The 24907-nt window shown below is 62.6% G+C and carries 18 protein-coding genes; 7 read left to right on the forward strand and 11 right to left on the reverse strand.

All coding sequences use genetic code 11. The annotated features are described in order from the left end of the window. Positions 1–36: 36 nt before the first annotated feature. Both ABX74_RS27545 and ABX74_RS27550 read left to right on the forward strand, forming a co-directional pair. Positions 37–1377: a S1 family peptidase gene (locus ABX74_RS27545; RefSeq protein ID WP_047890175.1), complete on the forward strand. Its 1341-nt coding sequence runs from the start codon at positions 37–39 to the stop codon at positions 1375–1377. A 224-nt stretch (positions 1378–1601) separates the two neighbouring features. Further along, positions 1602–2912 (forward strand): S1 family peptidase, encoded by a 1311-nt coding sequence (locus ABX74_RS27550; protein WP_029254718.1) that lies wholly within the window; start codon positions 1602–1604, stop codon positions 2910–2912. Positions 2913–3007: 95 nt separating this feature from the next. Here ABX74_RS27550 and ABX74_RS27555 read toward each other — a convergent pair whose 3' ends face one another. Further along, a complete protein-coding gene (locus ABX74_RS27555; RefSeq protein WP_047890176.1) occupies positions 3008–3658 on the reverse strand; it encodes a glycine zipper family protein in 651 nt (216 codons plus the stop codon). Between the two features lie 359 nt (positions 3659–4017). Between ABX74_RS27555 and ABX74_RS27560 the strand changes: the two genes are divergently transcribed. Continuing rightward, entirely contained in the window at positions 4018–7179 is a 3162-nt protein-coding gene (locus ABX74_RS27560; RefSeq protein ID WP_047890177.1) for a (Fe-S)-binding protein, read from the forward strand. Between the two features lie 177 nt (positions 7180–7356). Here ABX74_RS27560 and ABX74_RS27565 read toward each other — a convergent pair whose 3' ends face one another. After that, positions 7357–7812, reverse strand: a complete 456-nt coding sequence (locus ABX74_RS27565; RefSeq protein ID WP_029254716.1) for a hypothetical protein — start codon at positions 7810–7812, stop codon at positions 7357–7359. Positions 7813–7850: 38 nt separating this feature from the next. After that, positions 7851–9128, reverse strand: coding sequence for a DUF6745 domain-containing protein (locus tag ABX74_RS27570; protein ID WP_047890178.1), 1278 nt, complete (start codon positions 9126–9128; stop codon positions 7851–7853). A 245-nt stretch (positions 9129–9373) separates the two neighbouring features. On the opposite strand from ABX74_RS27570, the gene ABX74_RS27575 reads away from it, so the two are divergent. Next, positions 9374–10306, forward strand: a complete 933-nt coding sequence (locus ABX74_RS27575) for a hypothetical protein (protein ID WP_047890179.1) — start codon at positions 9374–9376, stop codon at positions 10304–10306. Here the strand turns inward: ABX74_RS27575 and ABX74_RS27580 are convergent. Further along, the gene (locus ABX74_RS27580) at positions 10296–12236 is read right to left on the reverse strand and encodes a prolyl oligopeptidase family serine peptidase (RefSeq protein WP_047890180.1); all 1941 of its coding nucleotides are present in this window, start codon (positions 12234–12236) and stop codon (positions 10296–10298) included. The genes ABX74_RS27575 and ABX74_RS27580 overlap by 11 nt on opposite strands. Before the next feature lie 76 nt (positions 12237–12312). On the opposite strand from ABX74_RS27580, the gene ABX74_RS27585 reads away from it, so the two are divergent. Together ABX74_RS27585 and ABX74_RS27590 are read left to right on the forward strand one after the other, a co-directional pair. Continuing rightward, positions 12313–13566 carry a pyridoxal phosphate-dependent aminotransferase gene (locus ABX74_RS27585; RefSeq protein ID WP_019747413.1) on the forward strand — a complete coding sequence of 418 codons (1254 nt, stop codon included), beginning with the start codon at positions 12313–12315 and terminating at the stop codon, positions 13564–13566. Between the two features lie 488 nt (positions 13567–14054). Further along, positions 14055–15317 (forward strand): YibE/F family protein, encoded by a 1263-nt coding sequence (locus ABX74_RS27590; protein WP_047890181.1) that lies wholly within the window; start codon positions 14055–14057, stop codon positions 15315–15317. A gap of 9 nt (positions 15318–15326) precedes the next feature. On the opposite strand, the gene ABX74_RS27595 is transcribed toward ABX74_RS27590, so the two are convergent. Together ABX74_RS27595 and ABX74_RS27600 are read right to left on the reverse strand one after the other, a co-directional pair. Further along, positions 15327–17003, reverse strand: a complete 1677-nt coding sequence (locus ABX74_RS27595; RefSeq protein ID WP_223258028.1) for an Hsp70 family protein — start codon at positions 17001–17003, stop codon at positions 15327–15329. A 149-nt stretch (positions 17004–17152) separates the two neighbouring features. Further along, positions 17153–18472 carry a UDP-glucose dehydrogenase family protein gene (locus ABX74_RS27600; RefSeq protein WP_029254713.1) on the reverse strand — a complete coding sequence of 440 codons (1320 nt, stop codon included), beginning with the start codon at positions 18470–18472 and terminating at the stop codon, positions 17153–17155. A 108-nt stretch (positions 18473–18580) separates the two neighbouring features. On the opposite strand from ABX74_RS27600, the gene ABX74_RS27605 reads away from it, so the two are divergent. After that, on the forward strand, positions 18581–19105 hold the full coding sequence (locus ABX74_RS27605; RefSeq protein ID WP_020906582.1) for a protein-tyrosine-phosphatase: 525 nt from the start codon (positions 18581–18583) through the stop codon (positions 19103–19105). Here ABX74_RS27605 and ABX74_RS27610 read toward each other — a convergent pair. The 5 genes from ABX74_RS27610 to ABX74_RS27630 form a co-directional block, all read right to left on the reverse strand. Beyond that, on the reverse strand, positions 19077–20501 hold the full coding sequence (locus ABX74_RS27610) for a polysaccharide biosynthesis tyrosine autokinase (protein ID WP_021333832.1): 1425 nt from the start codon (positions 20499–20501) through the stop codon (positions 19077–19079). The two genes, ABX74_RS27605 and ABX74_RS27610, sit on opposite strands and share 29 nt — an antisense overlap. Positions 20502–20631: 130 nt before the next feature. Then, positions 20632–21957 (reverse strand): UDP-glucose dehydrogenase family protein, encoded by a 1326-nt coding sequence (locus tag ABX74_RS27615; RefSeq protein ID WP_020906581.1) that lies wholly within the window; start codon positions 21955–21957, stop codon positions 20632–20634. 53 nt (positions 21958–22010) lie between these two features. Next, positions 22011–22979 carry a GDP-L-fucose synthase family protein gene (locus ABX74_RS27620; protein WP_047890202.1) on the reverse strand — a complete coding sequence of 323 codons (969 nt, stop codon included), beginning with the start codon at positions 22977–22979 and terminating at the stop codon, positions 22011–22013. After that, complete coding sequence (gmd, locus tag ABX74_RS27625; RefSeq protein WP_019747421.1) at positions 22976–24007, reverse strand: GDP-mannose 4,6-dehydratase; 1032 nt, start codon at positions 24005–24007, stop codon at positions 22976–22978. Before gmd ends, ABX74_RS27620 begins: the two co-directional genes overlap by 4 nt. A 97-nt stretch (positions 24008–24104) precedes the next feature. Then, the gene (locus ABX74_RS27630) at positions 24105–24902 is read right to left on the reverse strand and encodes a WecB/TagA/CpsF family glycosyltransferase (RefSeq protein ID WP_019747422.1); all 798 of its coding nucleotides are present in this window, start codon (positions 24900–24902) and stop codon (positions 24105–24107) included. Positions 24903–24907: the final 5 nt, after the last annotated feature.

The following is a 24907-nucleotide window of genomic DNA, read 5'->3' on the forward strand; positions in this document are numbered from 1 at the left end:
CCTACCGGCTCGGTGCCGGGGACTTGAAGGGATTTCATGCGTAACTCGTTGGCGATCCGCACCGCTGTGGTCGGCGCCTCGGCACTACTGCTCGCAGCTCCATTCACCACGACGGCATCGGCAGAGCCCGCCTCCGACACGCATGTCGAACAGCTCGGAGCCGACCAGCTTCCGGCTGAGCTGGTCGAGGCGATCACACGCGATCTGAAGATCTCCCCACTGGAGTATCTCGACCGCGCTGCCAAAGCTCAGGAACTCGGCGCGTACGCCCAGGAATTCAAGTCCGAGCGCCCCGGCGACTACGCCGGATCGTGGATGGGACTCGACGGTCAACCCGTCGTAGCCGTCACCACCACCGAAGCTGCTCGAATCGCGGCCGACGACGGATACCGCACCCACGTCGCCCCCGTCTCCGCCGACACCCTCGAGAAGACGCTGGCCGACGTCAACGGATGGATCGCCGGGCTGCCCAAGGAAATATCACGCGCAGTCAATTCGGCGACTATCGACGTCTTGAACAACCAGGTCGTCATCGACGTTGCGAACAGCCCCGTCGGGCAGGCACTCAATCTTCCGACCCTGCTCGAGAACACCAAGATCGTTCTCAGCCCGGACGGTGGCGGAGCGGTTGATCCCGGAGCGCTCGGCGGCGACACCTACATCACGTCGACAGGTCCTATTCGCGAGACACCGACCGAGAACATCTCGGTCTGCTCCTTCGGGTTCAACGCCGTCGACGATCAGAACAATGCACTCAATATCAGTGCCGGACACTGCAATCCGGCCGAGGGTTCGAAGTCGCCCGTCTACCTGCCGAATCACGCGAACGTCGACGACAGTCGGTTGATCGGCGCCTTCTCACAGTCTTCCGTCGGCAACAACGCCGGTGATCTCGATTACTCGGTCATCAAGTTCGACCAGTCGGGCATCGACGCGGGCCTCGACCGCGCTGCCGTCCGCGGTGCCAACGGGACCACCCTCGCGATCACCGGAACAGCACGTCCCGTGATCGGCGCTCCCATCTGCAAGTCGGGTCAGACGTCGTCCTTCACCTGTGGCGTCGTGGCAGCCGATCGCGTCGAAACACAACTGGTCATGGCTGACGGCGATTCACGAACCGTTCGCGGATTCGCCGGTACCGCGTGCACCCTCGCCGGGGACAGTGGCGGCGCCATCGTCTCCGGAACCCTGGCGCTGGGCATCACCAGCGGTTCCAACAGCAGCGGCGCACCCAGTTGCAACGAAGCGAACCTGGTACTCGCGACCTCCGGTGGAACCTCGAATCTGGGTATCCCGGTCGGAGACATCCTCGACGCTGCAGATCGTGCATCCGGTGGCGGTGTCGGTTCCGGAATCCGCGTTCGCACTGCGGGTTGACCAACGCCTGATTCACAGCACTGTGCCCGCCGATCTGTTCTGATCGGCGGGCACAGTGCTGTTGTCGGTCGGGGTCAGCGCTGTTTGCTCATGTAACGGGTGGGAATAGCGCGTTCGAACCCATATAGTCATGGTCGACTGTGATCGGCTCACCACAAGTCCGTGAGCCGTATCCGTGTGCTCCCAGGGGGGTGGTACGCGGTCAACGAAGTGGAAAGGCCCACATGCGAAGCTCCATCGCACGTCGCGCCGCAGTGTTCGGTTCGGCCGCGCTGCTGCTCCTCGGACCGATTACCGCGGTCGCGAACGCAGAACCGAATGAATCCGGGGTATCCGATCAGGCAGCCCATCTGCCCGTCGAACTCGCCGAAGCCCTACAGCACGACTTGGCGCTGACGCCCGACCAGTTCGTCTCGCGTTCCGAACTCGCGCAGAAGCTCGCAGAGTTCGCCGCCATCGCGCGCGTCCAGTTTCCCGACTCTTTTGCCGGCGTGTGGCTCGACGACCTCGGCAAGGGCATCGTCGCTCTCGCTGACGGTCGCGACAAGGATGCTGCCCGCGAGGCCGCCGAGAAGGCCGGCTTCGAGGTCAAGGACGTCGCGCAGAGCGAGCAGGCTCTGCAAGGTCAACTCTCGGCACTCAACACCTGGCTCGATTCGCAGCCTGCCGAGGTCGCAGACCTCGTGCGCGGCATCGCCGTCGACGTGGTCGGCAACGGAGTCGCCCTCACCGCCGATCCTGCCGCCGGCATCGAATTGCCTGAGTTCCTGAAGCGGACCGTCGTCCACACCGCTGCTCCGCTACTGGTTCCCCCGATCGTCGCGGACCTCATTCCCGCAACCGGATCCGCAACCGGCGACGCTGCACTGGGCGGAGACGCCTTCGGCGCGACCTCCGGTAACACCGGACTGCGTTGTTCATTCGGCTTCAACGGCACCGACGGTTCAGGACGCACGGTCAACATCAGCGCCGGTCACTGCGATCCCAACCGTGCCGCTGCCGGCACCTCGAACTCCAGCCAGGTCTTCCCGATGGTGAACAACCAGACCGGGCCCCGCGTCGGATACTTCGCCAAGAGCAGCTTCGACGGGCGTGACTACTCGATCATCAACATCGACGACAACGCGAAGTACCGCTTCGAGAACAACAGCGTGCGGGTCCCGTTCAACCGTTCGGTCAATATCACCGGTACCGCCGATCCCATTGTGGGCGCCCCGGTCTGCAAGGCGGGATCGACCACCGGCTTCAGCTGCGGCGTCGTCACCGGCGTCAACCGCGTCGCCAAGGTCTTGGATCACACCCTCGACAACGGCTTCACCACCAACATCTGCGTCCTGCAGGGTGACAGCGGTGGCCCCATCGTCTCCGGAACGTTGGCAGTGGGCATCACGAGTGCGTCCAACGTCGCCACCTCTCCCCTGTGCGAGATCGCTCAGGCCGAGACGTTGTTCGGACAAGAAGCACCGACGCAGTACGCGACGCCGATCAACGACATCCTCGCCGCCAATCCAGGCCTGAAGGTTCGCGACTACTGATCGCACGCATTCCCCGAGACAGCAAAACGGGCGCCACACCTTTCGAAGGTGTGGCGCCCGTTTCGGCGTTCGTGACGTCTAACCGGAAGCGCTGCTTACTCGAAGAGAGTTGTTCCGGCCGGAGCGTTCAGGACCTTGATCAGGTCCATGCCCGCGACGATTGCGGTTCCGCCGCCGGCGAGGATGGTACCGGCGACTCCACCGATACCGGCACCGGTGACCATGCCGGGGAGGCAGCCGATAACCAGGCCGGGCAGACCCACGATGCAACCGATGACTGCTCCGACGATCGTGCCGGTGAGGCTACCGATCTGCGTGGCAAGCCCGAGCTGTGACTGGAACTTCTCGATTGCCTTCTGATCCTCGTCAGGCGAAGCAACCGGGGTGAACTCGGCAGCGACCGGCTTCGGCTTGGAGCTGGCCGGGTCCAGGTTCGGCTTGAGGGTGAGGGTCTTGCCGTCCTCACTGATGGTCTCGTCGAACGGGAACTGAACGTCCCCGAGGTTGAACGCGAGCGGCAGGCTCACGAGAGTTGCGCCCTGGCTGTTCTGCAAGTCGACGTGTGTGCCGTCACCCGATACCCGGAATGCCCCGGCATCGATTGTGGTGACAACAGCCTGGTCGACGACCTCGGCGGTGTACGAAACGTCGGGTGACGTCTCCGGAGCTGCGTAAGAAGTACCTGCAGCGATGCCCGTAGCGGCAATGGTCATCGCTGCGATGGCCGCAGCTTTACGAATGAACATTTTTGATCCTCCCCGGGAGCGAGCGGGCGCAAGTCGATGACTCACACCACCCGTTTCCCCTGTGCGTGACGGGCGTAACGATAACAGCCGGTCGGTTGTCCTCACCTGCCCGGAAACCGAGTTAGGGCTGCCTGACAGAAAGGAGCCCGACGGCCACCGCCTAACGTGACGACCAGACATGTCTGCGTTTGACCAAGCCCGTCCGACGCAGAAGATTGATCTCTCCAGGCCACGAGCGGTTACCAGTCGGTATCTACAGGCTGGTAATGCTAGTTACTGGCGGGTAACATAACGCAGGTTAGTATCAGTGGGCTGTCCCGAGGTGGCCGACGCGTCGCCCTGAAACGAAAGGCCGCGACATGAATGCCCTGACGATTACGTTGGGCACGATTGGTGCTCTGCTGAGCTTGGTGTGTTGGTACATCTTCCTCTCAGGCGCGCTGAGGATGTTCAACACCGTGCGCATCGGCCAGTCGGCACCCGATCGATGGCGCCCGTTCTTCCCTCGCTTCAAGCAGATGATCATCGAGTTCATCGCGCACACGCGCATGAACAAGTTCCGCAGCGTCGGCTGGGCCCACTGGCTCGTCATGGTCGGCTTCCTCGGCGGATTCCTGCTCTGGTTCGAGGCTTACGGCCAGACGTTCAACCCCGAGTTCCACTGGCCCATCTTCGGTAACACGTGGGCGTGGCACCTGTGGGACGAGATCCTGGGCCTCGGCACCGTCATCGGTATCACCACGCTGATCGTGATCCGTCAGCTCAACCACCCGCGTCTGCCTGCACGCCTGTCCCGGTTCGGCGGCTCCAACTTCAAGGCCGCCTACGTCATCGAGGGCATCGTCCTGCTCGAGGGCCTGGGCATGATCATGGTCAAGGCCGGCAAGATCGCGACCTACGGTCACGCCAACCCGTGGACCGACTTCTTCACCATGCAGGTCGCCAAACTGCTTCCCGCCAGCCCCGTCATGATCTCGGTGTTCGCGTTCGTCAAGCTGATGACCGGCATGATCTGGCTCGCGATCGTGGGCCGCAACATCACCTGGGGCGTCGCCTGGCACCGCTTCTCCGCGTTCTTCAACATCTACTTCAAGCGTGAAGACGACGGCACCGTCGCGCTCGGCGCGGCAAAGCCCATGATGTCCAAGGGCAAAGTCCTGACGATGGAGAACGTCGACCCCGACACCGACACTCTCGGCGCCGGAAACATCGAAGACTTCTCCTGGAAGGGCTGGCTGGACTTCACCACCTGCACCGAGTGCGGGCGTTGCCAGTCCCAGTGCCCTGCTTGGAACACCGGAAAGCCGCTCTCCCCCAAGCTGCTCATCATGTCGCTGCGTGACCACGGCTACGCCAAGGCCCCGTACCTGCTCGCTGGTGGACGCAAGGACATGGGCGGCGACGAGATCGGACTCGTCGACAGCGAAGGCAACGTCAAGGAAGCCGCACTCGCAGCCATCCCCGAGGCCGCACGCCTCGAGGCCGACCGCAAGCTCGTCGGTGAAACCGTCGAAGGTGAGATGGCCCCGGTCATCGACGCCGAAACCTTGTGGAGCTGCACCAACTGCGGCGCCTGCGTCGAACAGTGCCCCGTCGACATCGAACACGTCGACCACATCATCGACATGCGTCGCTACCAGGTCCTGATCGAATCGGAGTTCCCCTCCGAGCTCGCCGGCCTGTTCAAGAACCTCGAGAACAAGGGCAACCCCTGGGGCCAGAACTCCAAGGATCGCCTCAACTGGATCAACGAGATGGACTTCGAGATCCCCGTCTTCGGCAAGGACGCCGACAGCTTCGAGGACTACGAGTACCTCTTCTGGGTCGGCTGCGCCGGCGCCTACGAAGACCGTGCCAAGAAGACCACCAAGGCCGTCGCCGAGCTCCTCGCCACCGCGGGAGTGAAGTTCATGGTCCTCGGCGCCGACGAAACCTGCACCGGCGACTCCGCACGTCGTGCCGGCAACGAGTTCTTGTTCCAGCAGCTCGCAATGCAGAACATCGAGATGCTCAACTCGGTCTTCGACGGTATCGAGCAGAAGAAGCGCAAGATCGTCGTCACCTGTGCGCACTGCTTCAACGCCCTCGGCAACGAGTACCCGGAGGTGGGCGGCGACTACGAGGTCGTGCACCACACCCAGCTGCTCAACCGTCTGGTGCGCCAGAAGAAGCTGATCCCGGTTGCGTCCGTGAGCGAAGACGTCACCTACCACGACCCGTGCTTCCTCGGACGCCACAACAAGGTTTACGACGCTCCCCGTGAACTCATGGAAGCCTCAGGCTCCAAGCTGGTCGAAATGCCGCGTCACGGCGAACGTTCCATGTGCTGTGGTGCCGGTGGTGCTCGCATGTGGATGGAAGAGAACATCGGTAAGCGCATCAACGTCGACCGCGTCGACGAAGCGCTCTCCACCAACCCCAAGAAGATCGCCACGGGTTGCCCGTTCTGCCGCGTCATGCTCACCGACGGCGTCACTGCCCGCCAGGAGCAAGGCCAGGGCGAAGGCGTCGAGGTCGTCGACGTCGCGCAGTTGATGCTGAACTCCGTCACCCGCCTCGATCCCGCCCAACTCGGCGAGAACATCAAGGTGATCCCGCGTGAGAAGGCCCCGGTCGCTGCTGAGGCAAAGGCTGAGACCGTCGAGCAGGATCGGGTCGCCGAAGTCGAGGAAGCCGCCGCGACTCCGGAAGCCAAGGCTGCACCGGCAGGCAAGGGTCTGGCCATGAAGGGCCTCGCCAAAGCACCAGGCGCAAAAGCTCCCGGCGCCAAGGCACCAGGCAAGGGCCTCGGAATGGCCGGCGGGGCAAAGGCTCCCGGCGCCAAGAAGGCGGCTCCCGCCGCAAGCGCGGAAGCTCCCGCCGCCGAAGCTGCTGCACCGGCCACACCTGTGGCAAAGCCCAAGGGTCTCGGTCTTGCGGGCGGAGCCAAGGCTCCCGGCGGCAAGGGACTGCAGATGAAGGGCGCCGCCAAGGCACCCGGAGCAAAGGCCGCTGCCGCACCGGCAGCGGAAGCACCGGCAGCTGAGGCTGCTGCACCCGAAGCTGCTGCACCCGTCGCCAAGCCGAAGGGTCTGGGCCTGGCGTCCGGCGCCAAGGCTCCCGGCGGCAAGGGACTGCAGATGAAGGGCGGGGCCAAGGCTCCTGGTGCGAAGGCTGCACCTGCTGCTGAAGCACCTGCCGCTGCACCTGCTGCTGAAGCACCTGCCGCTGCTCCCGCAGAGGCCCTCGCCGCCGAGGCGGAAGCCCCGAAGGCTCCACCGGTCGCCAAGGCCGGCGGACTCGGATTCAAGTCGGGTGCAAAGGCTCCCGGCGCTCGAAAGGCTGCTCCTGCTGCAGCCCCGGCGCCAGCTGCGGCACCGGCTCCCGAGGCCGAACCTGTGAAGGCAGAACCCGCCGCCGAAGCACCTGCTGAAGCGTCCGCACCCGCGGAAGCTCCGGCTCCTGCTGCCGCGCCGCCCGCCCCCAAGGCAGGCGGGCTCGGATTCAAGGCCGGTGCAAAGGCTCCCGGCCGCAAGAAGTAACCGCTCCACACGCGAATGCCCTCACCGTCACGGTGAGGGCATTCGTGTTTGTGTGGGGAGCCACTCCCGACCGAGCACCCATTCCCTCGACCAAACACACCTTGCTCTACGCGGAAAGCGGTGCTCGCCGTGGACAAGTGGTGCTCACTCCCCCGCTGCCAAATCGAGGTCGCCCTGTCAATCTGCGACAAGCATCACCGCACCGCGCGCACGCCCGACGCCCCTTTCCTGCTGCCGTCCGATGACGTATCGCCCCGGAGCGATTCCGGTCGCGCCGTGCTCCGGATGGATCAGGTACGCGGTCACTCGGGTGTCGAGCATGCCGAGCGCAAGGCCCCGAGCATCTTTCACCGGCGTCGACCACGTGCACTCCCCTTCGTCTGCAACCAGACTGTGGGGGTTACCGCCCGCCGCGCTTCGCAGCAGCTCCACTCCCGAGAGCGGCACTCTCACAGAGCGTGTCCACGGCAGAGGCGCCACGATATTTGCGAGCAGCGAAAACGGGATCACGATGAGATCGCCCTGCGCCTGAAGTCCGTCGATCACAGGAATGGACACTTCCTGGTCCAGGTAGTCGAAGACATCGAGGCCGGTGAGGGTGGTGAGAGCGGACAAGGTCATGTTCGAGTTCATAAGTATCACCAAGGGTTTGAGGATTGGGGGTTCGAGATTCAGGTTCGACGAACGAGACGGGAGTAATCGGCGCCGGTGATGCCGTAAGTCCAACCGGCGGCATCCAACGCGGAGGTAAACCATCCGGGTACGTGAAGGCCGTATCGACGCCGATGCCCGTCGCGTTCGAAAGAACCGTTGACCGCGAGGAGAATGCGTCCACTTCGGCCCCAGCCCTCCGGTGACGCGTAGAGCTGCAGCAGGCAACCGGCATTACCGGGATCGTCGGCTTGGTCGACCAGTGTCAGGCCGGCCAGCTCGATGTAGGAATCCCACCCGATCCGCTCGATTGCACATCGACGGATCTCTACATTGCGCTCGTGTGCGATGCGTTCGGCGGTCGGGTCGAGCACTACCCAGTCGGGAACGATCGCTCCGTGCAGAACGAACGCCTTTGTTCCGTCTGCGAATTCGAGTGCCGGGGAATCAGGGTGGTGGAGTCGGCGTTCTCCCCGCGCACTGCCCGGTATCCGCTCCGAGTGCAAGACCCTGGGTCGTTCCGCCATGATGCACACGTCGTCGAACGCCCACCACCACCCGGTCGAGTCAGCCAGTGCGGTCTGCACATCGAGAAGTTCACGGTCTTCCGAGCGGAAGGTCGCAAGACCGTATCGATGGCATGTGTCGTAGTACGCGATTCGATGGGCGTCCTGCTGCCCGTACCAGGTCACTCCACCCGCCACCGGGGTCGACATCGTTCGTATCGCAGCTGCCACGCCGTCGAACAGTGTGGTGTGCAACGATTCCCAGATTGCGGATCTGATGATCCGCGCTGGATTGACGCGGCGCTGAGTCGAACCCCGCTGAGTCGACCCCCGCTGATCCGACCCCTCGGACACGCTGGCACCAACGCCCCCGAACGCGCGACGTTCCATCTCCCAGCGTTCTATCTGCCAGTCAATGCTCCGACGTTCGATACGCGCGTTCATACGTCGGCGCGACGCCGAAAACATGCTCGCGATGTGCCCGCAAGCGCAGTCGAGTCCAGTGCCGTCGAAGGATATCTTGTTCGACAGACCTTCGGCGGCGATCAGATCCGATCCAGCAGAGGGCGACTGAACCCAGACGAACTCCGGTTTCGGGAGCCTGGATCGTCGGTATAGTTGCGCGACAGCAGATTCTGCAGTGGATCGATCGGCCGGACGTGTACACAGACCGCGTTCGAGCCACACGTCGCGGACTGCTTCCAAGGCCTGATTGTCTTCATCGAAGATATCGATGTTCTCGGTCGATGTCGCTCGACGTGACGTCGACGAGCGAAACGGTGCGGCGCTCACGCGAGGGTGGCGGTGTCCGCCTTTCCTGTAGTCATAGTTCAACAGCCTGGCACGCAAACGCTCCGGACGCAAGGGTTGCCTAGAGTGCGGCGTCGAGAACCTGCCACCGTTTCCCCACATCCAACACCCTCTCCAGCGACGCGAAACCGGTTCGAACTGTGGACAAGTGGTGTTCACTCACGGCTATCCACAGCCCCGGGTTCACGGCTTCCTTTCCAGCGCCGGGCGCAGCAAGATCGATCGGTATGGGGGATCAAATACACATCATCCGTCGGCCAGAGCAACTGTCGACAGGTCGTACCGATTCCGAGATCCGGCAGGCCTGCGCGAGTGGAAACTGGTCCAGAATCCATCGCGGTGCCTACGTACCCAGCGACCACCTGTCCCACCTCGACGCCTACGGGCTACATCGATTGCGCGTCGAGGCTGTGGCCGGTACCGCTTCGGCACATGCAGCGGTCAGCCACATCTCGGCAGCGGTGGTGCACGGCTTCGAACTCTGGAACACTCCGCTCGAAGTTGTGCACCTCTCTCGGGACCGACGAGGCGGTGGCCGTAAATCCGCTCGACGACACGTGCACTCGGTATCGTTCACCGACGACGAGGTCACCCACGTCGACGGCCTACGCGTCACGACGCCGGCACGAACTGTTGCGGATCTCGCGAGGACGCTCCCTTTCGAACCGGCTCTCGTGGTGGGCAATTCAGCATTGCACCGTTCAGCGTTGACCAAAGATGCAGTTGCGGCCTCGCTTGCACTCAGCCCGAACCATCCGCGCCATCGACATGCGCTCCACGCGCTCACCGCGATGGACTCGCGCATCGAAAGCGTCGGTGAATCACGGAGCCTCGCATTGTTCCTGCAGGAGCACTTACCACTCCCCGAACCCCAGGTCGAAATCCACGACGCTCGAGGGTTGGCCGGCCGCGTCGACTTCCTGTGGCGTGAGCAGCGCACCATCGGAGAGTTCGACGGCCGCATCAAATACGGCCGACTGGTGCCCGCCGGGCGCAGCGCCGAGGACGTGCTCTGGAACGAGAAGCTCCGCGAAGACCGACTCCGTGACGCGGGGTGGGAAGTCGCGAGGTGGACGTGGGCCGACCTGTCGACCCCGTCACTAGTGGCAGGTCGGATCCTCGCGGCCTTTGCGCGCAGCCGCGGGGCCGTCAGCTACTGATCGCAGGCTTCCACAGCTCGAGCGTCGCAATGCCGGGTGGGGTGAATCCGAGCACCTGCCCGTAGAAGGACAGCTCGGCGTTGCGTGAGCTGATGATGGTCGACTGCTTGCGGAATCCGTGAGATTCACCCTCGTAGGCCAGGTAGGCATGCGGAATACCCTTGGTCACCAGAGCATCCCGGAATCGCTCCGCCTGCGAAGGTGGCACGATCGGATCGTCGAGACCCTGGAGCAGCAACACCGGGCAGTTCAACCCGTCGACGTTGTTGAGCGGAGCACGTTCCGCGTACAGGTCGGCAGATTCCGGCAGCGGGCCGATCAAACCGTCGACATAGCGCGATTCGAAATCGTGAGTTTCCTGCACGAACAGGTCCAGTTCGGCCACGCCGAAATAGGAAGCACCACAAGCGAACACGTCGGACGTCGTCAGTGCGGCCAGAACGGTCCATCCACCGGCAGATCCGCCTTCGATGGCAAGGCGGGCCGGATCGGCAAGCCCTTGCTCAGCCAACCCGGTGACGGCGGTGACGACGTCCTGCACGTCGACGACACCCCACTGTCCGCGCAGCCGGTTGCGGTACTCACGTCCGTAGCCGGTCGACCCGCCGTAATTCACATCGACGACGCCGATTCCGCGGCTGGTGAAGAAGGCGTAGACGAGGTTGAGGGCCGGGGCGACGTGCGCCGTCGGCCCACCGTGAACAAACGCAACGTATGGCGGCAGTTCGCCGTCGAGTCCTTTGTATCGCGGACTGCGCGGCGGATACGCAACGGCGTGAACTTCTCGCCCGTGTCCGTGAGCCACGACAGCTCGCGCTTCCGGAAGGTATGCAGACTCGGGTAATTCTTCGACCGACGAACGGATTTCGGTGAGTTCGCCGGTACCGAGGTCGAACTCGCGTAACGCGCCCGCCAGTTTCGCGCCTCCCGAGGTGAGCAGCAACCGATCGCCGCGAACCTGCATGAGGCCGATGCTGGTGACACCTGGAATCGCGATGTCGCGCAGTTCCCCCGACGCCGGATCGAGTACCGCCAGCGTGTCGGTTCCCACCGTGCGTGCGGTGAGAAGGTGCCCGTTGTCGAGTTCGACGAACCAGCGCGCACCGAAGCGCCACTGTGGGCCACCGAAATCCGCATTCACCGGGCAGATCGGGGTGATCTTGCCGCCGACTCGATAGATGTTCCACCAGCCGCTGCGATCACTGATTGCGTAGAGTTCGTCGTCGGTGATCCACTCCGGTTGCAGGACGGACTCTTCAAGTCCGCCGATCAGCACGGAGTAGTTCTGAGCGACGCCGTCGACGAGTGGAGCTACCCGCAGTTCGGTACCGTCCCAGGGCATTTGCGGATGGTTCCACGCGATCCAGGCTATTTTGGTTCCACTCGGCGAAAGCCTCGGTGACGAGAGGAAGTCCGAGCCGCCGACGATCGAGCGAACCTTGCCGGAACCGTCCAGCGGAATCGCGCAGATATCGCGAGTGATCGCCCCGCCCTCCGCGTGCGCTTCCCGAACCGCCCACACCTCACCGTTCACGATCTGCAGGTCTGCGTATCGCAACGCGGCCGGCGACGCGGGTTCAGGCGTCAGAGCCCGCGGAGTGACTCCTTCGAGGATGTACACCCGTTGATCGGAGAATTCACTGAAGACCAGTTTTCCGGACTCGGTGACGGTCCAGGCGCCACCGCCGTACTCGTGAACCCTGGTCCGCGCGTTCCACGGCGCGGGGAGGATGTCGACGGGTTGGTTGTCGAGACCGGATCGACGGATCGATGTCCGACCACCCTCGGTCGGACGAAGTTCAGCCCACCAGATCTCGTCACCGACGTATCGTCCACCCTCGACAGGGTGGCCACCTGCAGCCAGATCCGCTGCTCCGATCGGAGAAGTCCACGATCCGTACGGGGCTGCAATCTGCTCGCTGGGGGTCATCGCTCGACAATAGCCAACTGGTCGCGCGACACGGTCCCCGACAATGCACTTGCACAGTGGTGGAATCATGTAACTCGTGAGCACACCAGAACCCGTCCGCCATCGTCAGCCGCAGCGCGAGCTGGAGCAGTCGTCGAAGCTCCAGAACGTCCTGTACGAAATCCGTGGGCCGGTGCACGCGCATGCCGCCCGGTTGGAGGCGGAAGGACACCGGATCCTCAAGCTCAACATCGGCAACCCGGCACCGTTCGGATTCGATGCTCCCGATGTGATCATGCGCGACATGATCGCCGCCCTGCCCTATGCGCAGGGCTATTCGGAGTCGAAGGGCATTCTGTCGGCGCGGCGCGCAATCGTGACGCGTTACGAGCTGGTTCCCGGCTTCCCCGAGCTCGACGTCGACAACATCTACCTCGGTAACGGTGTTTCCGAGCTGATCACGATGACCATGCAGGCCCTCCTCAACAACGGCGACGAGGTTCTGATCCCAGCGCCCGACTACCCGCTGTGGACTGCGATGACGAGCTTGTCCGGAGGCACGCCCGTCCACTATCTCTGCGACGAGGCCAACGACTGGAATCCCGATATCGCCGATATCGAATCCAAGATCACCGACAAGACCAAGGCTCTCCTCGTCATCAACCCGAACAACCCCACGGGTGCGGTGTACTCCATGGAGGTTCTGCAGCAGTTGGTCGATCTGGCACGCAAGCATCAGCTTCTGCTGCTCGCCGACGAGATCTACGACAAGATCCTCTACGACGACGCAAAGCACATCTCGCTGGCAACGCTTGCCCCGGACCTGCTGTGCCTGACGTTCAACGGCCTCTCGAAGGCCTACCGCGTCGCCGGCTACCGCTCCGGCTGGGTGGCGATCACGGGCCCGAAGGATCACGCCGCCGGCTTCCTCGAGGGACTCGACCTCTTGGCGTCGACCCGCCTGTGCCCCAACGTCCCCGGACAGCACGCCATTCAGGTCGCCCTCGGCGGACACCAGAGCATCGAAGACCTGATCCTGCCCGGCGGCCGCCTGCTCGAGCAGCGCGACGTCGCGTGGGAGCGATTGAACATGATTCCGGGTGTTTCGTGTGTGAAACCCCGCGGTGCGCTCTACGCGTTCCCTCGTCTGGATCCGAACGTCTACGAGATCCACGACGACGAGAAGTTGGTTCAGGACCTGCTTCTCCAGGAGAAGATCCTGATGGTTCAAGGCACCGGGTTCAACTGGCCGAACCACGATCACCTTCGGATCGTCACCCTTCCGTGGGCCCGGGATCTCGCCGTGGCCATCGAGCGATTCGGCAACTTCCTCACCAGTTACAAGCAGTGATTTCGGCCCGTCGAATCGGGCAAAATCAGGTAAACAATTCGTTGTACAAATACCCCGTAAACGTAAAAGTGCGGGGTATTTGTGAGACCTTCGTCACAACATTCGCATACCAGGCGGTTTGATTGACACTTTAACTATTTAGTGACCTGCCCTGATGCGAAAACGGTCCAACCGGTACGTGATTCGTCGTGAAATTGGTAGTTGGACAACGCGCCAAACCCGATTGAAATTGGGTACATTGGTTATCAGCACTTCGGTGCCGCGAGCACCTGGTATCCCTCCCCCCCCTGTGGATACCAGGTTGGTGGCGGGGAACAGGGGGGGTTGTCCCCGCCACCCAGCTCGACCAATCCCAGTTTCGCCTCTTTCCCGGAAATCACCTGTGCCGACGCTGTCGTCGATCGACACTATCCGCAGAAGCTGACCATTCGCTTCGGAGCCGATAACATTGCACCGGTGCAAATCCCCAGTCCGACACTCAGTTTCCGATGAGTCACGGCCACGGCCACGGTGGCCCCATTCAGATCGGCCCCACCGCATCACGCGTCGTCATCGGCTTGCTCGTCGTCATCGGCATGGTTGTCGTCGCGGCAGCTATCGCGCTGTGGCCGGACAAGAACACCATTCCCGTCCCGCTCCCCTTTCAGAATGCCGACGGCAGTTCGGTGGAGACCGAGGCGGGCACCGTCACGATGCAGGATCTCGGTGATTGCGGAAGTTCCTCCGCCGGAAGGGTATTCGTCGGTGCACCGCAACCGCCACCCACCTCCGCCTATCAGTGCCAGCGCAGTATCGTCGATATCGAGTCCGGGCCGAATGCCGGAACGAAGACACTCCTCGAGATCATCCCGGGTGCCGGACAACCGGATCTACGGGTCGGTGACCACATTCGCCTGGTGCGTCAGACCGACCCGAACGGAAACACGCAGTACTCCTTCGAAGACTATTCGCGTGGACTCCCGCTGGCGCTGATCGTCATCGCCTTCGCCGTCGTCATCATCGCCGTTGCGCGGTGGCGCGGATTGCGGGCTCTTGTCGGTCTGGTGATCGCCTTCGGCGTCGTCGTCGGGTTTCTCCTGCCCGCATTGCTCGACGGTAAGCCTGCGATACCGGTCGCACTGGTCGCCGGCGCGGTGATCTTGTACGCGGTTCTCTATCTGGCGCACGGTGTCTCACTCAAGACCAGTTCGGCTTTGCTCGGCACCCTTGCCGCGATGGTGCTCGCTGCCGTTCTCTCCTACCTCTGTATCGAACTGACGCACCTCACGGGATTGTCCGAAGAGCAGAACACCAATGTGCAGACCTACATCGAGCACATCGACATCACGGGCCTGCTGCTGGCGGGCTTCATCATCGGATCGCTCGGTGTGCTCAACGACGTCACCATCACCCAGGCATCTTCGGCATTCGAGTTGGCCGAACTCGACAAGCACGCACCCCGCCGAAAGGTGTTCAGCGGGGCGATGCGGGTCGGACGCGATCACATCGCCAGCACGGTCTACACCTTGGTTCTCGCGTACGCCGGCGGGGCGTTGCCGCTGCTTCTGCTTTTCAGCGTCAGCGGTCGCCCTCTTCAGGACGTCCTGGTCGGTGACGCTGTAGCGATCGAAATCGTACGGTCCGCGGTCGGCGGGATTGCTCTGGCTCTATCTGTTCCGCTCACTACTGCTATCGCTGTGATTCTGGCTCGGCCACCCGGTAGTGCGGTCAAGACCGGCCCCACGTCAGGCGGCCGACACTCCAAACGCTGAAAACGAGCCTCAGAGTCCGGGAATCGGTGGGAGAACCGGTAACAGAATCGGCGGAAGCCCCGGGATGTAGATCGCGGGCGGTGGCGGCGCGGGCGCGGGGGCGGGAGGCACGTAAGTGTCCTGCACGACTGGCGGAGCCTCGACGACCGGAGGGGCTTCCTCCGTCGTCGTCGGGGGCGGGGTCGTTGTGGTCGTAGGCGGCGGGGTAGTCGTGGTCGTCGGCGGCGGCGTAGTCACCTCGGTTGCCACGGGTCCGGCATCCTCGGAATCGAAGACCTTTCCTCCGTAGCCCAATCCCAACCCCACGATCACGATCGCCGCGATCACACCAGCGCCGAGGCCAGCGAACCGTAGCGGGTTTCTCGGCTCTTTGGATGTCGATTCGACGGGTTGTGTCCCGGCGAGCCAGGACGGGTGTGCGGTTCCTGCCCCGGGTGCCTCGCCTTCGTACATCGCCGAGTACGCCTGGGCGTCAACCATCACAGCCTCGGTGTCGGCGTCATGTTCTGTGCCGAATCCGTCCGTGGCCGGGTCGCTGTCGGCGACCGCGAGATCTGCGGCCGGATCGAATCGTTGCTCGTGTCGGTTCGGTCGCGGCTGAGGCAGTTCCGCCGCGTAAGGGCTCGGCACCTGTTCCTGCGGAACGGACTTCGTGCCGGAAGCGGCTTCGGACAAGGCATTCGGCCGCTCCGATTCCGCGAGCGTTGCCACCCCTCCGTGGCTGAACGCCTGAACCGGAACGGGTACCTCCGCCGGGGTGTGGATCGGATACGGCGCAAAGATCGGCGCTACAGCCGGAACCTGAACCGGGGCAGATACCGCGCGCGCCGATGGCGTCATCGACGACTCCGCGATCAGCGCAGCACCTTGCGCAGTCACGAGTTCCGGCTGTTCGGGCGCGATGAGGGGGCACTCCAGCCACGCGGCGAGGGTCGCCCGCACGATCGGAATGCGTGCACCGCCACCGATCAGGAGAATCGCGTCGGGGTTACGGCCGGACGTTGCGATGACCTCTCGTATCTCGCGTGCGAAGGCCTCCACCGACGTGACGACCAACGAATCGAAAACTTCCCGCGACAGCAGGAGAAGCCCGCCGGGCCCGGGCAGGCACACCGCACTTCGTGAGGACAGCTGTTCCTTCGCGAGTCGGCATCGCGCCTGCAGTTCGGCATCGCCACCCGGGTCGGCCGGCGTAGCTATACGGCGACGCACGGTCTGATCCGAGTAGACGAGCTCGTCGAAGTGATCTCCGCTGACCCGCGTCGACCGGGCGGTGACGACGGTAGACCGCATCTGCCTGTCCACAATGCTGATCGTCGATCCAGAACTACCGATGTCGACGACGACGAGTGTGCTCTGGTCGGTCAGCGCACCGGACTCCTCGAGCATTCGAAGCGTCGCGACTACTTCGGGAACCAGCTCGAAGTTGTCGATGCCTTTCTGTTCGAACGCTGATTGGAGTGCGCCGGCCTGCGCTTGATCCCGGTAGGCGACGACCGTATTGCTGCCGAGATCGGCATTCTCGGTCAAAGCCACGCCGGTTGCCTCCGCTGCGACTTCCTCCGGAATCTCACGACCGCGATCGACCGCTCTGGATCGGAACACCGGACCACTGTGGTCGGGCGTCCCCGGGCGCGCCAAACGCACAGCGCTGGCTCCCACCGTCACACCCAAAACCAAGTTCATGATCCACCTTCGTCGACCGGCGACGGGTTCCGTCAGCAGACCCCGTCATTCCCCGGCCGGAAGTCTACCCACTGGGCATGGTCTGCGAGGTTCGCGCATCTCACCTAAGGCCTTCTCGCAGCTATTTTTTCGCAACCTGGACGGTCGACCTACCGCCCCAATCCGCGGTAGTTCCAACCGGCGCCGCGCCACAGGTCCGGATCGAGGCAATTTCTGGCGTCAACGATCACCCGCCGCCGAACGAGTGGTTCCAAATCGCCGGGCACGAGTGAGGCGAACTCGTCCCATTCCGTGGCGATCAAGACCACATCAGCATTTCTGCAAGCTTCTGACGTGGAGGTTGCATAGTGAAGGGTGGGAAACAGTCGGCGAGAATTGTCCATGGCCTTCGGATCGAAAACGGTGACCGCTGCCCCGTGCAACTGCATCATTCCTGCAACGTTGAGCGCAGGCGAATCGCGCACATCGTCGGATTCGGGCTTGAACGCGGCCCCCAGAACCGAGACGTTAGCTCCCAGCAAACTGCCTTCGCAGGCTGCCGTCACCAGTTCCACAGCTTTTGTGCGTCGTCGCATGTTGATGCTGTCTACCTCGCGGAGGAAGTACAGGGCCTGGTCGACACCCAATTCCCCGGCGCGTGCCATGAACGCCCGAATGTCCTTCGGCAGGCACCCACCGCCGAACCCCAAGCCCGCATTGAGGAACCGTCTACCGATCCGAGCGTCGTACCCGAGAGCGTCGGCCAACATCGTGACGTCGGCGCCGGTCGCCTCGCACACCTCCGCAATCGCATTGATGAAGGACACCTTGGTCGCGAGAAACGCGTTCGCAGATCCCTTGACCAACTCGGACGTCGCCAGATCGGTCACGAGGAACGGCACCCCCGCGCCCAGTATCTCGGCATACACCTCGCGAAGAACGCCTTCGGCGTTTCCCGGCCGGTCACGATCGATCCCCAGAACCAACCGGTCAGGGCTCAAGGTATCCGCGATCGCGTGTCCTTCACGCAGGAACTCCGGATTCCAGGCCACCTCTACCGAGCCACCCGCCGGCGCAGTCGCTCGGAGTCGCTCGCCGAGAGCCGCTGCCGTGCCTACCGGCACCGTCGACTTCCCGACTATCAGCGAAGGCTTTCGCAACAACGGCGCCAACATGTCGATCACCGAATGAACATGACTGAGATCTGCGGCGTACTCCCCCTTCTTCTGGGGCGTCCCCACACCGACAAAATGGATGTCGGCAAAATCCGCGGCATCGGCGTAGGAAGTCGTGAACTGCAGCCGACCCGACGCCAGATTCTTCTCGAGCATGTCGGTCAGACCCGGCTCGAAGAACGGGACCTCCCCACGAGACAACTTGTCGACCTTGGACTGGTCGATGTCGACTCCCAGCACGTCGTGACCAAGTTCGGCCATACACACTGCGTGGGTCGCCCCCAGGTATCCCGTTCCGAACACGGTCATCTTCATGTGTTGTTGGTATGCGTCCGAACTTTCCGAAACGCGTACGCCAGGTGGGCGCGAAACCAACATCGGGCGTACGACGAGTGCGTCGCGCGTGCAACCTATGCTTCTGGCATGCACGTTCTCTTCGTTTGTACGGGAAACATCTGCCGATCACCCACTGGCGAACGCCTTGCACGTGCTTATGCCGCCGAAGCCGGAGTTTCCGGATTCACCGCGTCGAGTGCCGGAACCCGGGCGATGGTCGGACACCCGATCGAGCCGACTGCTGCGAGGGTTCTCGCGGGGCTCGGCGGCGACCCCACGGAGTTTCAAGCCCGACGCATGACAACAGCGCTGGCCTCGGACGCCGACCTCATTCTCACGATGACCGAAAGTCAGCGAGACAAAGTCCTGGCGATGGCTCCGGCGCGGCTCAAGCGCACGTTCACACTTCGAGAAGCCGCACGGTTGGGCTCGCTCGCAGATGCAGCAACTGTCGAGGACCTCGCCGCCGCCAGACCCCGATTTCGTGCCGCCGAACCCGAGGACGTCATGGATCCGATGGGTAAGGAAGAGAACGTGTTTCACGAAATCGGACTTGAGATCGCCGATCTCCTCGGCCCGCTGCTCAGCCGACTTCGCTTCGGTGAGCGCTGAGAGCGGGCACCGCGGTCAACTGCGGTAGCGACTTGTCCGACTCGTAGTAGTAGCTGTACTCGTACGCATTGCGTCCGCGAGACGGCGTCATCGTGATGACAGTGCCCAGGACGTGTGCACCCACACTCTGTAGGTTTCCGACCGCGCGCGCCAGTTGATCGCGCTTCGTGGAGCCGTGTCGGGCGATCACCAGAGCACCGTCCGACATCGCGGCCAGGACCGCGGCATCCGTGACGGGTAGCAACGGCGAGGCGTCGATGATGACGTAGTCGTATCGCGCCCGCAGTTCATCGAGAACATGTTTGGCCGTGTCCGTGCCGAGTAGTTCGCTCGGGTTCGGCGGGATCGGTCCGGAGGCGAGCACTGTCAGCCCGTCGAATTCGGTCGGCTGAAGCACATCGTCCAGCGTCGCTTGACCGGAGAGCACCGAACTGACGCCGACGCTTCCGATCAACCCCAGATACTTCGACACTCGCGGCTTCCGGAGGTCGCCTTCCATCAGGCACACTGACTTACCGGCCTCCGCCAAGACAAGAGCGATGTTCACGGCGGTCGTCGTCTTACCCTCGGAGGGAAGCGAACTCGTGACGACGATGACACGCGGTGGATGATCCACCTCGAGGAACTGAAGGTTGGTGCGCAATTCACGGAAGGCTTCGGCACTCACGGAATTTCCGTCACTGAAAGTGATCGCATGGTTGACTTCGACGACTTTGTCGAACGGGATCGTGCCCACCATCGCCGCACCCGCAATCTCTTCCACCGTTCGACGATCCTTCACCGTGTTGTCGAGTCGATCGCGAATCAACGCAAGCGCGATTCCCGACACCAGTCCCGCCACTGCTCCGAGAGCGAGATTGCGCGAAGTCTTGGGCGAAACGGGAACAGACGGCTCTTGGGCCTGTTGCTCGACGACCACACGTGCAGGCGGCGTTCCGCCGTTCTCGGGTGTCTCCAGTTCCTTTGCCAGTGCGACGAATTCGGACGACAGAGTATTTGCGATCTCTCGCGCGAGCTCCGGTGAAGGATCCTTGACTCCGAGGTCGATCAACACAGTGTCGGGCGCCGACGTCGCAGTGACCTTGGAGGCCAACTCTTCAGCCGACATCCCGCCGACCACCCTCGGTCCCAGTTCGTCGATCGTCCGCTGCGCAAGTGTCCGGCCGGTCAGGAGTTTTGTATAGGACAGAACTCGCTGCTGTGAAAGTTGACTGCCCTGCAGTGCCTCGTTGACCGAGGTACCCGCCGACGTCGAAACGAACAGCCTCGTCGAGGCCTGGTAAACGGGCGTCGAAAGAAGAGAAGCGCAAAGGGCTCCCAGGATTCCGAGCACGGTTACAGCAGCGACTATTCGCCATCTGGCTTGCAATATCTTCAGGTAGTCGACAATTTCCATCTTGATGTCTCCTTCGGCTCACGCATGTCCACTGCGGGTCTGAGCGGTCTTTGCCGGTCAGACCGCGAGGGCGAACCGGGCTTTCTCAATTTCGATATCGATCAGCTGCGACGGACGAAACGTCCTGTGCTCACGGGCGTCCCAGTCCGCGGTAGTTCCAACCTGCGCCTCGCCACTCGTCGGGGGAAAGGCAATTGCGCCCGTCGACGATCACCTTCTTGCGAACGACTGCATCGAGATCGGACGGCTGCAACTTCAAAAATTCGGGCCACTCGGTCAACACCAGGACGACATCGGCGCCTTCGCACGCCTCCAACGCATTTGCCGAATAGGTCAACGTCGGGAACAGCGCACGCGAATTGTCCATGGCCTTCGGGTCGTACACGTTCACTGCTGCGCCTTGAAGCTGAATCTGACCCGCGACGTTGAGCGCCGGCGAATCACGAACGTCGTCCGAGTCCGGTTTGAACGCGGCACCCAGAACTGCGACTCTCGCACCAAGAAGCGATCCGCATGCCTCCCGCGCCAGTTCGACCATGCGTGTCCGTCTGCGCATGTTGATGTTGTCGACTTCGCGTAGGAACGTCAGTGCTTGGTCGGCACCGAGTTCACCGGCGCGAGCCATGAAGGCACGGATGTCCTTGGGTAGGCAACCGCCGCCGAAACCAATTCCCGCGTTGAGGAATCGACGTCCGATCCGAACGTCGTACCCGATCGCGTCGGCGAGCACTGTGACGTCGGCGCCAGCAGCCTCGCACACTTCGGAAATCGCGTTGATGAACGAGATTTTCGTGGCCAGGAATGCATTCGCTGACGCTTTGACCAACTCGGACGTAGCGAGGTCCGTGACGAGAAAGGGAATTCCCTCATCGAGGAGGTCTGCATAAACCTCGCGCGCAGCAGATTCCGCGCGACCGTGTCGACCGCGGTCGACCCCGAGCACCAGACGATCTGGATGCAATGTGTCCTGGACGGCAAACCCCTCGCGCAGAAACTCGGGATTCCATGCGACTTCGACCCCGTCACCAACCGGTGCCAGTTCCCGCGCGCGCTTACCGAGCCGTTCCGCGGTTCCCACCGGCACCGTGGACTTCCCGAAGATGACCGCGGGTTTGGTGAGCAGCGGTGCCAGAGTTTCGATCACGGCATCCACGTAAACCATGTCAGCGGCGAACTCACCCTTCTTCTGCGGCGTACCGACCCCGAGGAAGAACACGTCCGCAAATTCAGCGGCTTCCTCGTAAGACGACGTGAACTTCAGCCTTCCTCGATCGATGTTTCGTCGTAGGACCTCGCCCAAACCTGGCTCGTAGAAAGGAACTTCCCCTGCTGCCAGTTTCTCCAGCTTGGCCGCGTCGACATCCACTCCGAGGACCTCGTGACCGAGTTCGGCCATACACGCCGCGTGTGTCGCGCCCAGGTATCCCGTGCCGAAAACTGCTATGCGAGTGCTCATGTTGCTCGATCTGCTTTCTCGACAGTGTGTGAAGTGTTGATGGGATGGGTAATTCAGGTGCGCACGGCACCGATGTTGTCTCGGTACCACGAGACCGTCGACGCGATTCCTTCGCGCAATCCGATTGTCGGCCGCCATCCGAGTTCACGAATCATGCTCACGTCCAGAAGTTTCTGCATTATTCCGTCAGGCTTCGAGGTGTCCCACCGCGTCTCGCCGGTGTATCCGACCTCGTCGGCGACCATCGAAGCGATCTCACGAATTGTGTGGTCCTCGCCGGTTCCCACGTTGACGTGCGATGCACCGTCGTAGTTGTCGAGCAGATGCAGACACGCCGACGCCAGATCGTCGACATGCAGAAATTCACGTCGAGGATTGCCACTCCCCCAGTTGACAACCAACGGCACTGCGGATGACTGCGCCTCGTCGTAACGCCGAACGAGGGCGGGAAGTACATGCGATCCACGCGGCGAGAAATTGTCTCCCGGGCCGTACAGGTTGGTGGGCATCGCCGAGATCCAGGATCGACCATGCTGCCGCCTGGCAGCTTGAACATGGAGTATTCCCGCAATCTTTGCTATTGCATAGGCGTCGTTGGTCGGCTCGAGATGCCCGGTGAGCAGGTATTCCTCCTTGATCGGCTGCGGCGCCAATTTCGGGTAGATGCACGATGATCCGAGGAACAGGAGACGCTCGACGCCGTGTGCAAGGGCAGCGTCGAGCACGTTCACCTGGATACGAAGATTCTCCGACAGGAAGTCGACGAGGAACGTGCTGTTCGCCGCAATCCCACCAACTTTTGCTGCTGCAAGGATCACGTTGGTCGGCTTTTCGCGGGCGAAAAAATCGAAAACAGCTTCCCGGTCACGCAGATCGAGTTCGGCGGAGGTCTTTCCGAGCAACCGGGAGAAGCCGGCAGATTCCAGTTTTCGCCACACCGAAGAGCCGACCAAACCTCGGTGTCCAGCCACGTAGAACGGTGCGCCTCGATCGAGTGGTCGCGCTGCGAATGAATCACTCATCGCGTCGCCAACCAGTCGGGAAGTGCCGGAGTGTCGATCCACGGGCGCCCTTCATGTTCGAGCGCTTCGATGTCTGCCTCGACCATGATCCGGGCCAGTTCGGGTGTGTGCACGCCGGCCTTCCAACCGAGTTTGCGCTCGGCATGGCTCGGATCCCCGATCAGTGCGTCCACCTCGGTCGGCCGAAGATACCGTTCGTCGAATCGAACGTGGTTCTCCCAGTTCAGACCTGCATGTTCGAAAGCGACTGTGAGGAAGTCGCGAACCGAGTAGTTGCCACCGGTGGCCAGCACAAAATCCTCAGGCTCGTCGACCTGCAGCATGCGCCACATTCCCTCGACATACTCCGGCGCGTACCCCCAATCGCGTATCGCATCGAGATTACCCATGTACAGATGATCCTCGATCCCGGCCTTGATACGTGCGACTGCCCGCGTGATCTTGCGCGTCACGAACGTCTCACCGCGCCTGGGGGACTCGTGATTGAACAGAATTCCGTTCACCGCGAAGATTCCGTACGCCTCACGGTAGTTCTTGGTGATCCAGTACGAGTACACCTTCGCCGCACCGTAGGGCGAGCGTGGATAGAACGGTGTCTCCTCGTTCTGCGGCGGTGGTGTGGCACCGAACATCTCAGAGCTCGACGCCTGGTAGAACCGGCAGTCGAGTCCGGCCATCCGAACCGCTTCCAGTAGTCGGATCGACCCGACACCTGTCGTGTTCCCCGTGTGTTCGGGTTCGTCGAAGCTGACTCTGACGTGAGACTGCGCAGCGAGGTTGTATACCTCGTCCGGTTTGATCTGCGCGAGCAGCGTCACCAGGCGCGCTCCGTCACTGAGGTCACCGTAGTGAAGGAAAAGCCGTGCATCCGCATGGTGGGGGTCCACATAGATGTGGTTGATCCTCGAAGTATTGAACGTCGACGATCGACGGATCAGTCCGTGAACCTCGTAGCCTTTGGAGAGCAGCAACTCGGCGAGGTAAGAGCCGTCCTGTCCCGTGATTCCGGTAATCAGTGCGCGTTTCATCCTGCGTTCCTTCCGTTGCGGGACAGCCCGCCTGATAGTTGCGAAACCACGGTTGTGGTCCGTATTCCTCCGAATCGCCCGGCAGTCTTGATCTCGCTCATGTGCGTCCCCCCGAACGGCCGAGGAACTTTCGAATGTCACGCGATGCCAACCGAACGAATGTCGAGTTACCGAACAGGTAGCGCCGCCACAGACGTTTGGGTTCCGATGCAAGTCGATACAGCCACTCGAAACCCGAGTTCTGAACGAAAGATGGTGCCTCCGAGACAGTTCCGGCCAAAAAGTCGAAGGCCGCGCCGACACCGACGGCCACGTAGTCGGTTCGATCCGCTATCGCCTTCGTGACAAAATCCTGCTTCGGAGCTCCCAAGCCGACCCACACGATGTCCGGGGCCGACGGACCGACCTTCGTGATGATGTCATCGACGAACTCCTTGCTGAACGCGGCAAACGGCGGGGCATAAGTGCCAGCCACCTCGATACCCGGATACAGCTCCTCGACTCGATCCGTCAAGAGGCTCAACGTCTCTTCTGTCGTGCCGACAAAATGGTGACGAAGGCCGTAGCGGCGCCCCTTGTCCAGGGTGGCCTCGAAGAACGACGGACCCCGGACTGGTCGAACACCGACGTGATCGGAAGCGGTGCCGCCGATCAGGCGCATCACCCAGTTGACCGGGGTTCCGTCTGCGAAGTTCACACCGGGACCCTTCAAAACCGCGGAGTAGTCGCGATCGCTGTGCGCCGCCGACACGCAGTAGGAATTCGACAACCTCACGGAGACTCCGGTTCCCGCTCCCTCTCGTCTGTCGTTGACTACCCAATCGGTTGCTCCCTCGAGATTGGTCGCGGCAAACGGAATGCCACCCACCTCGATGACCTCGAACGGACTGCTCATCTGTC

The sequence above is a fragment of the Rhodococcus sp. ARP2 genome (assembly GCF_001029585.1).
Taxonomy (GTDB): Bacteria; Actinomycetota; Actinomycetes; order Mycobacteriales; family Mycobacteriaceae; genus Rhodococcus_F; species Rhodococcus_F erythropolis.